Here is a 13223-nt window from a genome sequence, read left to right on the forward strand (position 1 = left end):
GCCGAATTGTTCGAAAGTCAAATGCGCGCGCGCTTAAATAAAAGGGGCGGCTCGAAAACCGCCCCTATTGCACAAAAAAGCTGTGACTATCTCTATTCTGCAGCGATTGCATGCTTTGGCTGCACCGCGGCGGAATAGTCATTCATCAATGTCTTGGCGATCTCGCCGACCTCGAATCGGTATGGACCGATCTCGGAAACCGGCGTGACCTCGGCGGCGGTGCCGGTGAGGAAGCACTGCTCGAAACCTTCGAGCTCCTCCGGCATGATGGCGCGCTCGATCACCTCGAAACCGCGGTCCTTCGCCAGGCCGATCACCGTGCGGCGGGTTATGCCGTCCAGGAAGCAGTCGGGCGTCGGCGTATGGATCTTGCCGTCCGTGACGAAGAAGATGTTGGCGCCCGTCGCTTCCGCCACCTGGCCGCGCCAATCGAGCATCATGGCGTCGGCGTAGCCCTTGGCCTCGGCGGCGTGCTTGGACAGCGTGCAGATCATGTACAGGCCGGCGGCCTTCGACTTGGACGGCGCGGTGCGCGGATCGGGCCGGCGCCATTCGGCGACATCGAGCCGAATGCCCTTGAGCTTCTGCGCGGGATCGAAATAGCTCGGCCACTGCCAGATGGCGATGGCGCAGTTGATGCGGTTGTTCTGCGCCGAAACGCCCATCTGCTCGCTGCCGCGCCAGGCGATCGGACGCACATAGGCGTCCTGGAAACCCTGCTTCTTCAACAGCGTGCGGCAGGCCTCGTCGATCTCGGCGACCGGATAGGGAATCTTGAAGCCGAGCAGGCGCGCCGATTCATGCAGGCGCTCATTGTGCTCGGTCAGCTTGAAGATCTGGCCGCCATAGGCGCGCTCGCCCTCGAAGACGGCACTGGCATAGTGCAGGCCATGGGTCAGCACATGGATCTTGGCGTCGGCCCATTTGACGAACTCGCCGTTCATCCAGATGAAGCCTTCCAATTGATCGAAGGGAACGGATGCCATGGAAACCTCCCGCGGGCAGGCGCCCGCAAATCGTTGTGTTTATGACCTTTCGAACCGGCCCCGCACAGGATCCGAAACGCTGGCCAATGCTTGAAAGCGTAGGCGGATATTCAATCCGTGGCAAACTCAGGAAGTTCCGGAAAAACGGCTTCCTCTTGCCTTTTTGTTCGCAATCCGCCGAAAAGCTTGTCAAAAATTATCATTGCCCGGAAATTACGTCAATAGTACTGACGTAATTCCCGCCTCGCATGGAGAAACGATGACGAGCCCCGCAGCCGGAAAACCGATCAGGACGGCCATCGCCGATGAGGACGGCATCGACTTCGCCATCATCGAGCTGTTTTTCTTCGCCTATCGCGATTTCACCTCCGACCCGGACCAGATCCTCGCCGATTACGGCTTCGGCCGCGCCCATCATCGTGTGCTGCACTTCGTCAACCGCAGGCCGGGCCTCACCGTCGCCGAGCTGCTCGATGTGCTGAAGATCACCAAGCAGAGCCTGGCGCGGGTTTTGAAGCAGTTGATCGACACCGATCACATCGTCCAGGTGCAGGGTCCGCGCGACCGCCGGCAGCGCGAGCTTTACCCGACCGCCAAGGGTCGCGCCCTGGCCCTGGCACTGGCGCGGCCACAGTCGCGCCGCATCCGTGCGGCATTGGAGGATTCCGGAACCACCGAACGCGCCACGATCGAGCGTTTTCTGGAAGCGATGGTCAATCCGGAACTAAGAGCGCAGATTGACATTGTGCCTGCGCAAACATCGGGGAAGAACCATGGAGACCATTGAGAAGGTCGATCATCCGTCAGCGCCCGACGATGACGCGCCGCATCTTCTGGTCGTCGACGACGACACGCGTATCCGTAACCTGCTCAAGCAGTATCTGTCCGAGAACGGTTTTCGCGTCACCGTGGCCGGCAATTCCGGCGAGGCCAGGCGCAAGCTCGCCGGCCTCGACTTCGACCTTCTGGTGCTCGATGTGATGATGCCGGGCGAGACCGGCGTCGACCTCACCAAGGCGCTGCGGGCCGAGAAGAACGTGCCGATCCTGATGCTGACGGCGCTGTCCGAGACCGACAGCCGCATCACCGGCCTGGAAGCCGGCGCCGATGATTACCTGCCGAAACCGTTCGATCCGCGCGAGCTGATCCTGCGTATCAACAACATTCTGCGCCGTGGCGGCCCGGCGGCGACGCCGAAGGTGGAGCAACTGGTGTTCGGGCCCTACACATTCCAGATCGCCAAGCGTGAATTGAAGCGCGGCGGCGAGGCGCTTAAGCTGACCGACCGCGAGCAGGAGATCCTCGCGATCTTCGCCGCGCGGGCGGGCGAAACCATACCGCGCCATGAGCTGGTGGGCGATGAATCGGATGTCGGCGAGCGCACCATCGACGTGCAGATCAACCGGCTGCGCCGCAAGATAGAGCGCGATCCGTCCAATCCGGTGTGGCTGCAGACGGTGCGCGGTATTGGGTATCGGCTCAGCGTCGAATAGGTTACCGTCGAAGGCCCTTTGCTGAACGGCCATCGACGAGCGGAAGGGCGAATGGCGACCACGCAACTGGACAAGCCAAAAGGAAGCGGTCCCGGCGATCTCGCATTGCGGACGCTGAGGGCGATGCCGCGTGCCTGGAACCGGTTCTGGCGCCTGGTCGCACTCTATATGCCGAAACGGCTTTACGCCCGCTCGCTGATCATCGTGATCGCGCCGATGATCCTGCTGCAGTCGGTGGTCGCCTTCGTCTTCATGGAGCGCCATTGGCAGACTGTCACGCAGCGCCTGTCGCAGGCGACCATCTCGGACATAGCGGCCGTCATCGACATGATGGAGACCTATCCGCACGACGCTGACTACGCCAACATCATCCGCATCGCCCAGGACCGCATGCAGTTGAAGGTGGATCTGCTGCCGCCAGACCCGCTGCCGCCGCCCGGTCCCAAACCGTTCTTCTCGATCCTCGACGAGGCCTTGTCGTCGGAGATCACGAAGCAGATCAACCGTCCGTTCTGGATCGACACCGTCGGCAACTCCAACGTCGTCGAGGTTCGCGTCCAGCTTGAAGGCAAGGTGCTGCGCGTCTTCGTGAGGCGCAGCCAGGCTTATGCCTCGAACACCCATATCTTCCTGATCTGGATGGTCGGGACCTCGCTGGTGCTGTTGATGATCGCCATCCCGTTCCTGCGCAATCAGATCAGGCCGATCCTGACGCTCGCCGAGGCCGCCGAGAGTTTCGGCAAGGGTCGACCGATGCCGCGCGATTTCCGCCCGCGCGGCGCCGAGGAAGTCCGTCGCGCCGGCTTCGCCTTCATCCAGATGCGAGAGCGCATCGAGCGCCAGATCGAGCAGCGCACCGCGATGCTGACCGGCGTCAGCCACGACCTCAGGACCATTCTCACCCGCTTCAAGCTGCAGCTGGCGCTGGCCGGCGGCAAGTCCGAGACCAAGGCCGCGCTGAACCAGGACATCGACGACATGCAGTCGATGCTGGAAGGCTATCTCTCTTTTGCCCGCGGCGAGTCCGCGGAGGATACAGGCCGCTTCGACCTTGAGACCTATTTCCAGAAGCTCGGCGAGGAAGCGCAATTGCGCGGCTGCAAGCTCGCTACGACGCTGGTCGGCGATCCGACCGTGCATGTGCGGCCGAACGCCTTTGCCCGTTTGCTGTCGAACGTCATCGGCAATGCTTTCCGCTATGCCAAGACCGTCGAGGTCCACGCCAATCATGGCCGCGGCTCGCTCACCGTGACCATCGACGACGACGGACCGGGCATCGCGCCCGACAAACGAGAAGAGGTGTTCAAGCCTTTCCTGCGGCTCGACGAGGCGCGCAATCTCGATGCCAGCGGCACCGGCCTTGGCCTGTCGATCGCCCGCGACATCGCCCGCAGTCACGGCGGCGACGTCAGCCTCGAGGACAGCCCGCTCGGCGGCCTGCGCGCCGTGATCAAGGTGCCTGCGTAAGTCCAGCCGAGACAAGCTTCATCCGCCCGTCATGAAATCATGGTCAAGAGCGCGCATGAAGCGCGCGACCTCTGTTGATTCGGCCCTGCCGCATCGCTTCGATCCGGCCCCTGCCCGGGTGCGCTGGAGCGAGGCGCGAGCGGCTGCCTGGTTGCCGTTCCGGCACCGCGCCGGCGCGCTCAGGAATTATTGCGGCAAAGGATCGCCATGCGTATCGGGATCGCCATGCGTATCCTGATGGTCACCGACGCGTGGCGGCCCCAGGTCAACGGCGTGGTGCACACGCTGGAACGCCTCACCGAGGCGCTGAAACCCTTCGACGTCGAGCTCGATTTCCTGACGCCGAACCTGTTTCGCACCTTGCCGATGCCGACCTATCCCGACATTCGCTTGGCGTTGACCACGCCTGGCCGCGTCGCGCGCATGATCGAGGCCGCCAAGGCCGACCACATCCACATTGTCACCGAGGGTCCGCTCGGCATCATGGCGCGCCGCCATTGCCGAAAAGTGGGCCGCCCCTTCACCACCAGCTATCACACGCGCTTTCCCGAATATCTCAGCGCCCGCCTGCCGGTGCCGGAGAGCTGGGCTTACAATTGGCTGCGCGACTTCCACAATTCCGGACAGGGCACGCTCATCGCGACGCAATCGCTGGCGGACGATCTCGCGGCACGCGGCTTCAACAAGCTGAGGCCCTGGACGCGCGGCGTCGACACCGACCATTTCCGGCCCAACAAGCGCAAGGAAACCGGATTCCCCCGCCCGGTATTCTTGTGCGTCGGCCGGGTCGCAATCGAAAAGAACCTGACCGCCTTCCTTGATCTCGACCTGCCCGGCAGCAAGGTTATCGTCGGCGAAGGACCGGAACTGGCAAAGCTCAAGGCGCGCTATCCCAACGCGCATTTTCTCGGCCACCGCCCGAACGACGAGCTGGCCGAGATCTACGCGTCGGCCGATGTCTTCGTTTTTCCGAGCCGCACCGACACCTTCGGCAATGTCATCATCGAGGCGCTGGCCAGCGGAACGCCCGTCGCCGCCTATCCGGTGACCGGACCGATCGATATTGTCGGCGATGGCGTCGGCGGGGCCGTGTCGAACGACCTGGGCGAGGCGGCGATGAAGGCGACTCACGTCGATCGCGCCGAAGCGCGCCAGCGCGCGATGCGCTATAGTTGGCAGGCCTGCGCCGAAATGTTCCTCGACGCCGTCGACGAAGCGCTGGGCATGCCAAGCAAGCGCGCCGATCAGGACAGGGTGGCTCCAGTTCGCTCCAGGCTCGCCCTAGAATAGGCGCCCGCCGTCCGGCACCTTGCGCTCGATGGCACCGAGCACGACCGCGCCCTCTTCGTCGGGAAAGCCCAGCGTCAGCACTTCCGACATGAACGGGCCGATCTGGCGCGGCGGGAAATTGACCACCGCGAAGACCTGGCGGCCGATCAGCGTTTCCGGCGCGTAGTATTTGGTGATCTGCGCCGACGATTTCTTTACCCCGATCGCCGGGCCGAAATCGATCTTCAGCTTGATCGCCGGCTTGCGCGCCTCCGGAAACGGCTCGGCCTCGACGATCGTGCCGGCACGGATGTCGACACGGTCGAAATCGGCAAAGCTGATCTCGGGCTTGCGCTCGCTGCTGGAACTCATTGGCGGAATTGGCTTAGTTCAGGCGTTACCATGGGTCTCGAAGAGCACGCTGGAAAGCGCGTCCTTGGCCGATGTACCCGACCAGACGACGAACTGGAAGGCCTGGAAATAGCATTCGCAGGCCTCGAGCGCCGACGACAGCAGCACCTCGACCTGCTGGCTCGACGGCTCGACCCCGCCGGCAAGCAGCAGCGACTGCCGGAACATGATCGCGCCTTCCTGCTCCCACAGGTCGAAATGCCCGAACAGCATCTGCTCGTTGATCAGCGAAAGCAGCCGCATCACTTCCAGCGCGCGCGTCTCCGGCACCTTGATGTCGAAGGCGCAGGCCAGATGCAGCGCCTCGAAATCCTCCATCCAGGAAAAGGAGACGTGATAGTCTGTCCAGCTGCCGGCCACCGAAATCGAAATCTCGTCGTCGCCGGCGCGCTCGAAGGACCAGTCGTTGTTGTGGGCCACCTGCTCGATGACGTCCACCGGGTGGATTTCGCGGGAGAATTCGAGTTCGAGGAGTTCCATGAATGCTTCCTGTGTTCAGGGGAGCGCCACACGCTCCGCGGGGCACACACGACGAACAATCTTGTCTAGAACTCGGACGGTCAGGACTTTCCAACACAAAGACCCAACCGGACCCCACCGCCCGGCGCATGACCTTGCTTCGAATCATGCAACAAATTCAGTCTATTGATCGGGAGTCGCGTGAACAGCCCAATTTTTCGCACCGCGCCATCCGCATGTGGAAAGGTGGCTGTCACGAAGATTCATGCGATGCCGGTAAACGATTCACGGCAAAGCGATTTTTCGGATCGCGCTATGTGGAAAAGTTTAACGATTATTTTTTTGCGCGGGGCTTTGCAGCACCCGCTGGTGCGGCTTGTCCGGTCAGTTCGGCGAGCCTGGCCTCGAGCGCCTCGACGCGCGTCGCCAGCTGGATGTTGTCTTCCCTCGCCTTGACCGCCATCTCGCGCACGGCCTCGAATTCTTCGCGCTGCACCACATCCATGGAATTCAGCATGCGCTCGGCCTGGGCCCGGAACGCCGTCTCCACTTCGCGCCGCACGCCCTGCGCGGCACCCGCGGCATCGGTCATGATCTTTGCGAATTCATCGAGAATGCGGTTCGGTCCAGTCGCCATGGCATATCCTCGCTTTGTCATTTTGACGTAGTGGCGAGCGGCGCGGAATGCAAGCGAAGCCTTGCCTTGACCGCGCCAAAACCCTGCCGCATGGTCCGCGCCCAATCGTGACAGTCACCGGGGAACCGTTTTGAGCGAATATTTCCTGCTGCCGCTGGCCTCCCTGCCCTTCCCCAATATCGATCCGGTCATTGTCCATATCGGGCCGCTGGCGGTGCATTGGTACGGCGTCGGCTATATCGTCGGCATCCTCTTTGCCTGGTGGTACGCCAAGCGCCTGGTCACCAACCCGCGCCTGTGGCCCAACGGCAATCTGCCGATGAAGCCCGAGGATCTCGACGACTTCATCGTCTGGGCGGCGATCGGCGTCGTGCTCGGCGGGCGCACCGGCTACGTGCTCTTCTACGACCTGCCGCGCTATATCGCGCATCCGCTTGACATCTTCGCGGTCTGGCAGGGCGGCATGTCGTTCCACGGCGGCCTGCTTGGCGTCATCCTCGCCATGACGCTGTTTTCGCTCAAGCGCCGCATCCCCACCTGGACATTGTTCGATGTGGTGTCGGCGGGCGTGCCGGTTGGGCTGGGCCTGGTCCGGGTCGCCAACTTCATCAATTCGGAGCTTTGGGGCCGGCCGTCGAACGTGCCCTGGGCGATCGAATTCCCCAATGGCGGCCCGTTCACCCGCCACCCCAGCCAGCTCTACGAGGCGCTGCTCGAAGGGCTCGTGCTTTTCCTGGTGCTGCGCTTCCTCACCCATTCGCGCCTGAAGCTGAAGACGCCGCACTTCGTCGGCGGCGCCTTCATCTGCGGCTACGGCCTGTCGCGCATCTTTGTCGAGTTCTTCCGCGAGCCCGACCAGCAGCTCGGCTATCTGCTCGGCACCGGCTGGCTGACCATGGGCATGATCCTGTCCACGCCGATGGTGCTGGCCGGCATCTGGGCCATGGTCACCGCAAGACCGGCGGCCGAGCCGCGGGCGGCATGACCCGGCTGAAGGAGCGCATCATAGGCCTGATCGGCGCGGCGGGGCCGATCCCGGTCAGCGAATATATGGCGCTCTGTCTGTTCGATCCCGACGCCGGTTACTACACGACGCGCGAGCCCTTCGGCGTCGCCGGCGACTTCATCACCGCGCCAGAGATCAGCCAGATGTTCGGCGAGCTTGTCGCCGTCTGGCTCTATCAGGCCTGGCAAGGTGCCGGCCGGCCGTTGCCCGCGACCTTCGCCGAGATCGGTCCCGGCCGCGGCACCCTGATGAACGACATGCTGCGCACCTGGTCACGGCTCGACCCGGCGCTCACCGGTAAGGCTTCGTTTGCCCTCATCGAGACCAGCCCGCGCCTGGCTGAGATCCAGAAGCAGACGCTTGCCGGCGAGAGCGCGCCGCTTGCCTGGCACCAGACCATCGACACGCTGCCGCGGCAGCCGCTCTTCATCGTCGGCAACGAGCTGTTCGACGCGGTGCCGATCCGGCAGTTCGTCCATGTCGGCGAAAGCTGGCGAGAGCGCGTGGTCGGCCTCGATGGCGCCGATGAACTGCGTTTCTTCGCCGGCGCGGGGTCTGTCGATCCGGCACTGCTACCGGCCGCCGCGGCCGATGCGCCGCAAGGCGCCGTCGCCGAAATCGCGCCCGCCCGTTCGGCGCTGATGGCGGTGATCGCCGAACGCATCGCCGGCCAGGGCGGCGCCGGCCTGTTCATCGACTACGGCCACCTCCGGCCGGGGATCGGCGACACCTTCCAGGCGCTGCGCCGGCATCGGCGCGAAGACGTGCTGGCCAACCCAGGTGAAGCCGATCTCACCGCCCATGTCGATTTCACGCCCCTTGCCGATATGGCGCGCGCTCACGGTCTCGATGTGCAATTGTCGACCCAGGGCGAATTCCTGCTCGGCATGGGCCTGCTCGAGCGCGCCGGCACGCTCGGCGCCGATGCCGATGCCAAGACACGTCAAGCCATTTCGGACGCGGTCGAACGCCTGGCCGGCCGCGACGCGATGGGCGAGCTGTTCAAGGTGATGAAGATCCTGCCGGCGGCCAAAGCCGCCTGAGATCGACGAGCGGTTTCACCGGCTGGTCCGCTTCGTACTCCGAACTTCGCCTTGACGAGACCGCCCCGCACGGACGACAAACCCAACCATGCTGAATCAGACCAGACCCGATCCAGTGCGCTCGCCGCTCCTTGAAAAGGCGCAAGGCATGCGCCACGGCTATTTCACGCGCATCGGCGGCGTCTCCGACGGCATCTATCGGGGGCTCAACATCGGCACGGGCTCCAGCGACGATCAGACACTGGTCGCCGAGAACCGGCGGCGCGTTGCCGCCTGGATGGGCGTGCCGGCGGATCATCTGTTGACCGCGCACCAGGTCCATTCGCCGGATGTCGTCGTCGCCAGGGAGCCCTTCGCTGGTCCTCGCCCAAAGGCCGACGCCATCGTCACCGACCGTCCGGGCATCGCTATCGGCGCCTCGACCGCCGATTGCGGGCCGGTTCTCTTCGCCGATGCCGAGGCGCGCGTCATCGGTGCCGCCCATGCGGGCTGGAAGGGTGCCTTCACCGGCGTGCTCGAGAATACCGTCGCCGCGATGGAGAGCCTCGGCGCCAGCCGCAAGCGCATCGTCGCCGTGCTCGGTCCTTCCATCGGCCCCGACAATTACGAGGTCGGGCCGGAATTCGTCGCCCGCTTCGTCGAGGCCGACGCCGGCAATCATCGCTATTTCAGGCCATCGAGGACCGCCGGCCACTCGATGTTCGATCTCAACCGATATACGGTCGACCGGCTGCGCAAGGCCGGCGTGACCGCCGAGGGGCTTGGCCGCTGCACCTATGCGGAAGAAGACCTGTTCTATTCCTACCGGCGCACCACACACCGCAAGGAAGCGGATTACGGGCGCCAGGTTTCGGCAATCGTTCTGGAGAAAGAATAATGGCGCTGCATTTCGAACGTTCGGAATTCGACGCGCGGCGCGACCGGCTGCTGATCGAGATGGCTGAGAAGAAGCTCGACGCCGTGCTCCTGTTCGCGCAGGAGAGCATGTATTGGCTGACCGGCTACGACACGTTCGGCTTCTGCTTCTTCCAGTGCCTGGTGGTGAAGGCCGACGGCTCGATGGTGCTGCTCACCCGTTCGGCCGATCTGAGACAGGCGCGCCATACCTCGACCATCGAGAACATCGTGCTGTGGACCGATCGTCAGGGCGCCAATCCGGCGATCGACCTGCGCAACCTGCTCAACGACCTCGATCTGCTCGGCGCCCGCATCGGCGTCGAATACGACACCCATGGCTTGACCGCCTACAATGGCCGCCGCCTGGACGAGCAGTTGCAGACCTTCGGCCAGATCGCCGATGCTTCCGGCATCGTCGGCCGGCTGCGCCTGTTCAAGAGCCCGGCCGAGATCGCCAAGGCGGAAAAGGCCGCCAATCTTTCCGACGACGCGCTGGATGCCGCCCTGCCCCTGATCAAGCAAGGCGGCGACGAAGGGCTGATCCTTGCCGCCATGCAGGGCGCGGTCTTTGCCGGCGGCGGCGACTATCCCGCCAATGAGTATATCATCGGCTCCGGCGCCGATGCCTTGCTCTGCCGCTACAAGGCCGGCCGCCGCAAGCTCACCAAGAACGACCAGCTGACGCTCGAATGGGCCGGCGTCTTCCACCACTACCATGCCCCCATGATGCGTACCGTTTTGACCGGCAAGGTGTCGAAACGTCATCAGGAATTGTTCGACGCTTCCCGCGCCGCCCTGCTCGCGGTCGAAAAGGCGATGACGCCGGGCAACACTTTCGGCGATGTCTTCGACGCGCATGCCCGCACGCTCGAAACGCACAATCTGACCAAGCACCGGCTGAACGCCTGCGGCTATTCGGTCGGCGCCCGCTTCACGCCGTCCTGGATGGACATGCCGATGTTCTACCAGGGCAACACGGAACCGATCGCGCCCAACATGACGCTGTTCGCGCACATGATCATCATGGACTCTGAGACCGAGACCGCGATGACGCTTGGCCGCACCTACCTCACCACGGAATCGGCGCCGAAGCCGCTGTCGCGCCATGATCTCGACTTGATCGTGCAGTGAATCCATAATCGTTCGTTCACGCGGGGGCGTTCGCCAGCAGGGAGTTTTCAGGCAAATGAGACGATCGCAGGTGACGACCGTGTCATTGCTTGCGGCGCTGGCGCTTGGCGCCTGCACCAATGCCAAGGACGTGCTCGAACCTTCGGCGATCACCCCGCCGGCGGGCTCGGCCCAGTCCTCGGCCGCTTCGCAGGGCACATCGACGACGGCCACAACCCCGACCACGACCGCGCCCGCCCCTTCGCCCGCGCCTTCCACCACAGCGTCGCCCGCGACATCCAGGACACCGGCCCAGACCGCGGCTGTCGCCAAGACGCGGCTTCAGGTGGCGCCGATCGTCGGCGCGTCCGTGGAGGCTGCGGCGCCCTTGACGGCGGAACTGCAGGCCCGTGCGCGGCAACGCGGCCTGACGCTTGTCGGCAGCACCGACCAAACGGCCACGCATGTGCTGAAAGGCTATTTTTCGACGATGTCCGAGGGCAAGGACACGACCGTCATCTATGTCTGGGACATCTACGACCCCTCCGGCAATCGCCTGCACCGCATCAATGGCCAGCAGAAGGCGCCCGCGGCCGGCAGCGGCGAGGGCTGGCCCACGGTGGCGCCCGCGACCATGCAGGCCATTGCCGACCAGACGATCGACCAGTTCGCCGCCTGGCTCGGCAGCGGCGGCGCCGGTTGACGGGGCCAGCGCGGGCCGAACTGTTGCCGGCTTGCGATGTTTTCCGTGTTTGTTGCGGCCGCCGGAAGGATTCCGGACGACGAGGCTTGCAATACCGGCCCGGCCCGCTAAAAGCCCGCTTAAAAGGCGCATGAGAGTCTCTCCGGCCTCTCCATCCTTCACCAGGAACGGTGCATGAAGCTTTTCGCGGGCAATTCCAATCGGGTGCTGGCCGAGGCGGTCGCTCGCTATCTCAACGTCCCGCTCGGCAAGGCCAGCGTCAGGCGCTTCGCCGACCAGGAGATCTTCGTCGAGATCCAGGAAAACGTGCGCGGCGAGGATGTCTTCATCCTGCAGTCGACCTCTTATCCGACCAACGACCATCTGATGGAACTGCTCATCATGATGGACGCCTTCATGCGCTCCTCGGCGCGGCGCATCACGGCGGTCATCCCCTATTTCGGGTATGCAAGGCAGGACCGCCGCGCCTCGGGCCGCACGCCGATCTCGGCCAAGCTGGTCGCCAACATGATCACCCGCGCCGGCGCCGACCGCGTGCTGACGCTTGATCTCCATGCCGGCCAGATCCAGGGTTTCTTCGACATCCCGACCGACAATCTGTTCTCGGTGCCGGTGATGGCCCGCGATGTGAAGGCCAAGTACAAGCAGCTCGGCAATGTCGTCGTCGTGTCGCCCGACATTGGCGGCGTGGTGCGGGCGCGTGCGCTGGCCAAGCGCTTCGACGCGCAGCTCGCCATCGTCGACAAGCGCCGCGAGCGTCCCGGTGAATCGGAAGTCATGAACATCATCGGCGCGGTTGCCGGCAAGGACTGCCTCCTGATCGACGACATCGTCGATTCCGGCGGCACGCTTTGCAACGCAGCCGACGCGCTGCTGGCCAATGGCGCGACCTCCGTCACCGCCTACATCACCCATGGCGTGCTCTCCGGCGGCGCCGTTGCCCGTATCGCCGGCTCGAAGCTGCAGGAACTGGTGATCACCGATTCCATTCAGCCGACGCAGGGCGTGCTCGACGCCCCGAACATCCGTGTCATTTCGATCGCCGACCTGCTGGGCGAAGCGATCTCGCGCACCGCGACCGAAGAATCGGTTTCGAGCCTGTTCGATTGATCAGAAACTGGTTTCTGCGGGCGCATAGCGCAGCAGCGTGACCCCTTGCGCGAGGCGCCCCGTGCCGAGCGGCTTCAACGCCAGCGACAGGCCGGACTGGAAATAGGGCTTGCCGCCGCCCAGCACGACCGGATGCATGTAAAGCCGGTATTCGTCGATCAGGCCGGCACGCGCAAGGTGCCCGGCAAGGTCGGCGCCGGAGACCGTGATCTCGCCATCTGTATCCGTCTTGAGGGTCCTTGCCACCGCCTCCGCGTCAGCCTTCACCAGCCGGGCATTCGGCCCGACCTCCTGAAGCGTGGTCGAAAACACGACCTTCGGCGTCTCCCGCCACGCGCGGGCAAAATCCCGCTCGACCTCCCCAGCCGCGATATCGCGTTCCGGGTTGTCCCAGAAGCGCATGGTTTCATACATTCGGCGCCCGCAGAGCGCGATCGACGTCCGCCTCATCTCGTCGTTGAAATACCGATGCAATTCTTCCTCGGGAACCGGCAGGTCGATGTCTCCGCTCGGCCCGGCGATGTAGCCGTCCAGCGATGTCAGCATGGCATAGACGATGCGTTGCCATAGGGGCCTCCGATTTTGCGTTTCTCGGAAAAGAAACATAACTGATTGCAAATTGCAATCAGAAT

15 protein-coding genes are annotated in these 13223 nt (G+C 64.0%); 10 read left to right on the forward strand and 5 right to left on the reverse strand.

The annotated features are described in order from the left end of the window. Positions 1 to 92 precede the first annotated feature (92 nt). Complete coding sequence (locus tag LB525_RS01845) at positions 93 to 986, reverse strand: branched-chain amino acid aminotransferase (RefSeq protein WP_224531198.1); 894 nt, start codon at positions 984 to 986, stop codon at positions 93 to 95. A 259-nt stretch (positions 987 to 1245) separates the two neighbouring features. On the opposite strand from LB525_RS01845, the gene LB525_RS01850 reads away from it, so the two are divergent. From LB525_RS01850 to LB525_RS01865, 4 genes are all read left to right on the forward strand, one after another. Beyond that, a complete protein-coding gene (locus tag LB525_RS01850) occupies positions 1246 to 1773 on the forward strand; it encodes a MarR family winged helix-turn-helix transcriptional regulator (RefSeq protein WP_140647554.1) in 528 nt (175 codons plus the stop codon). Further along, the gene (locus LB525_RS01855) at positions 1760 to 2479 is read left to right on the forward strand and encodes a response regulator (protein ID WP_095766537.1); all 720 of its coding nucleotides are present in this window, start codon (positions 1760 to 1762) and stop codon (positions 2477 to 2479) included. The genes LB525_RS01850 and LB525_RS01855 overlap by 14 nt, the downstream gene beginning before the upstream one ends. A gap of 51 nt (positions 2480 to 2530) precedes the next feature. Continuing rightward, entirely contained in the window at positions 2531 to 3946 is a 1416-nt protein-coding gene (locus tag LB525_RS01860; RefSeq protein WP_224531195.1) for an ATP-binding protein, read from the forward strand. 225 nt (positions 3947 to 4171) lie between these two features. After that, positions 4172 to 5236, forward strand: coding sequence for a glycosyltransferase family 4 protein (locus LB525_RS01865; protein WP_224531367.1), 1065 nt, complete (start codon positions 4172 to 4174; stop codon positions 5234 to 5236). Here LB525_RS01865 and LB525_RS01870 read toward each other — a convergent pair. From LB525_RS01870 to LB525_RS01880, 3 genes are all read right to left on the reverse strand, one after another. Then, positions 5228 to 5587 carry a tRNA-binding protein gene (locus LB525_RS01870; RefSeq protein ID WP_127251739.1) on the reverse strand — a complete coding sequence of 120 codons (360 nt, stop codon included), beginning with the start codon at positions 5585 to 5587 and terminating at the stop codon, positions 5228 to 5230. The genes LB525_RS01865 and LB525_RS01870 overlap by 9 nt on opposite strands. 18 nt (positions 5588 to 5605) lie before the next feature. Further along, positions 5606 to 6106 (reverse strand): YbjN domain-containing protein, encoded by a 501-nt coding sequence (locus LB525_RS01875; RefSeq protein ID WP_040989643.1) that lies wholly within the window; start codon positions 6104 to 6106, stop codon positions 5606 to 5608. A gap of 313 nt (positions 6107 to 6419) precedes the next feature. Next, entirely contained in the window at positions 6420 to 6722 is a 303-nt protein-coding gene (locus LB525_RS01880; protein WP_040990372.1) for an accessory factor UbiK family protein, read from the reverse strand. A gap of 130 nt (positions 6723 to 6852) precedes the next feature. On the opposite strand from LB525_RS01880, the gene lgt reads away from it, so the two are divergent. The 6 genes from lgt to LB525_RS01910 all read left to right on the forward strand — a co-directional run bounded on the left by lgt (position 6853) and on the right by LB525_RS01910 (position 12591). Beyond that, entirely contained in the window at positions 6853 to 7707 is an 855-nt protein-coding gene (lgt, locus tag LB525_RS01885) for a prolipoprotein diacylglyceryl transferase (RefSeq protein ID WP_224543165.1), read from the forward strand. Continuing rightward, positions 7704 to 8771: a class I SAM-dependent methyltransferase gene (locus LB525_RS01890; protein ID WP_224543166.1), complete on the forward strand. Its 1068-nt coding sequence runs from the start codon at positions 7704 to 7706 to the stop codon at positions 8769 to 8771. The genes lgt and LB525_RS01890 overlap by 4 nt, the downstream gene beginning before the upstream one ends. Before the next feature lie 88 nt (positions 8772 to 8859). Beyond that, positions 8860 to 9648 (forward strand): peptidoglycan editing factor PgeF, encoded by a 789-nt coding sequence (gene pgeF / locus LB525_RS01895; RefSeq protein WP_224543167.1) that lies wholly within the window; start codon positions 8860 to 8862, stop codon positions 9646 to 9648. Then, positions 9648 to 10799 carry a M24 family metallopeptidase gene (locus LB525_RS01900; protein WP_095766531.1) on the forward strand — a complete coding sequence of 384 codons (1152 nt, stop codon included), beginning with the start codon at positions 9648 to 9650 and terminating at the stop codon, positions 10797 to 10799. The genes pgeF and LB525_RS01900 overlap by 1 nt, the downstream gene beginning before the upstream one ends. A 55-nt stretch (positions 10800 to 10854) precedes the next feature. After that, positions 10855 to 11481, forward strand: a complete 627-nt coding sequence (locus LB525_RS01905; protein ID WP_095766530.1) for a hypothetical protein — start codon at positions 10855 to 10857, stop codon at positions 11479 to 11481. 174 nt (positions 11482 to 11655) lie between these two features. After that, complete coding sequence (locus LB525_RS01910; protein WP_095766529.1) at positions 11656 to 12591, forward strand: ribose-phosphate pyrophosphokinase; 936 nt, start codon at positions 11656 to 11658, stop codon at positions 12589 to 12591. Here LB525_RS01910 and LB525_RS01915 read toward each other — a convergent pair whose 3' ends face one another. Next, on the reverse strand, positions 12592 to 13137 hold the full coding sequence (locus LB525_RS01915; RefSeq protein WP_263483115.1) for a dihydrofolate reductase family protein: 546 nt from the start codon (positions 13135 to 13137) through the stop codon (positions 12592 to 12594). Positions 13138 to 13223: the final 86 nt, after the last annotated feature.

Origin of the sequence: Mesorhizobium sp. CA16 (assembly GCF_020165175.1) — a bacterium.
Lineage (GTDB): Bacteria > Pseudomonadota > Alphaproteobacteria > Rhizobiales > Rhizobiaceae > Mesorhizobium.

Excerpts from the sequence above, each read along its gene's own strand:
- LB525_RS01845 (WP_224531198.1), bottom strand. The coding sequence starts at position 986 with ATGGCATCCGTTCCCTTCGATCAATTGGAAGGCTTCATCTGGATGAAC.
- LB525_RS01850 (WP_140647554.1), top strand. The coding sequence starts at position 1,246 with ATGACGAGCCCCGCAGCCGGAAAACCGATCAGGACGGCCATCGCCGAT.
- LB525_RS01855 (WP_095766537.1), top strand. The coding sequence starts at position 1,760 with ATGGAGACCATTGAGAAGGTCGATCATCCGTCAGCGCCCGACGATGAC.
- LB525_RS01860 (WP_224531195.1), top strand. The coding sequence starts at position 2,531 with ATGGCGACCACGCAACTGGACAAGCCAAAAGGAAGCGGTCCCGGCGAT.
- LB525_RS01865 (WP_224531367.1), top strand. The coding sequence starts at position 4,172 with ATGCGTATCCTGATGGTCACCGACGCGTGGCGGCCCCAGGTCAACGGC.
- LB525_RS01870 (WP_127251739.1), bottom strand. The coding sequence starts at position 5,587 with ATGAGTTCCAGCAGCGAGCGCAAGCCCGAGATCAGCTTTGCCGATTTC.
- LB525_RS01875 (WP_040989643.1), bottom strand. The coding sequence starts at position 6,106 with ATGGAACTCCTCGAACTCGAATTCTCCCGCGAAATCCACCCGGTGGAC.
- LB525_RS01880 (WP_040990372.1), bottom strand. The coding sequence starts at position 6,722 with ATGGCGACTGGACCGAACCGCATTCTCGATGAATTCGCAAAGATCATG.
- LB525_RS01890 (WP_224543166.1), top strand. The coding sequence starts at position 7,704 with ATGACCCGGCTGAAGGAGCGCATCATAGGCCTGATCGGCGCGGCGGGG.
- pgeF (WP_224543167.1), top strand. The coding sequence starts at position 8,860 with ATGCTGAATCAGACCAGACCCGATCCAGTGCGCTCGCCGCTCCTTGAA.
- LB525_RS01900 (WP_095766531.1), top strand. The coding sequence starts at position 9,648 with ATGGCGCTGCATTTCGAACGTTCGGAATTCGACGCGCGGCGCGACCGG.
- LB525_RS01905 (WP_095766530.1), top strand. The coding sequence starts at position 10,855 with ATGAGACGATCGCAGGTGACGACCGTGTCATTGCTTGCGGCGCTGGCG.
- LB525_RS01910 (WP_095766529.1), top strand. The coding sequence starts at position 11,656 with ATGAAGCTTTTCGCGGGCAATTCCAATCGGGTGCTGGCCGAGGCGGTC.
- LB525_RS01915 (WP_263483115.1), bottom strand. The coding sequence starts at position 13,137 with ATGCTGACATCGCTGGACGGCTACATCGCCGGGCCGAGCGGAGACATC.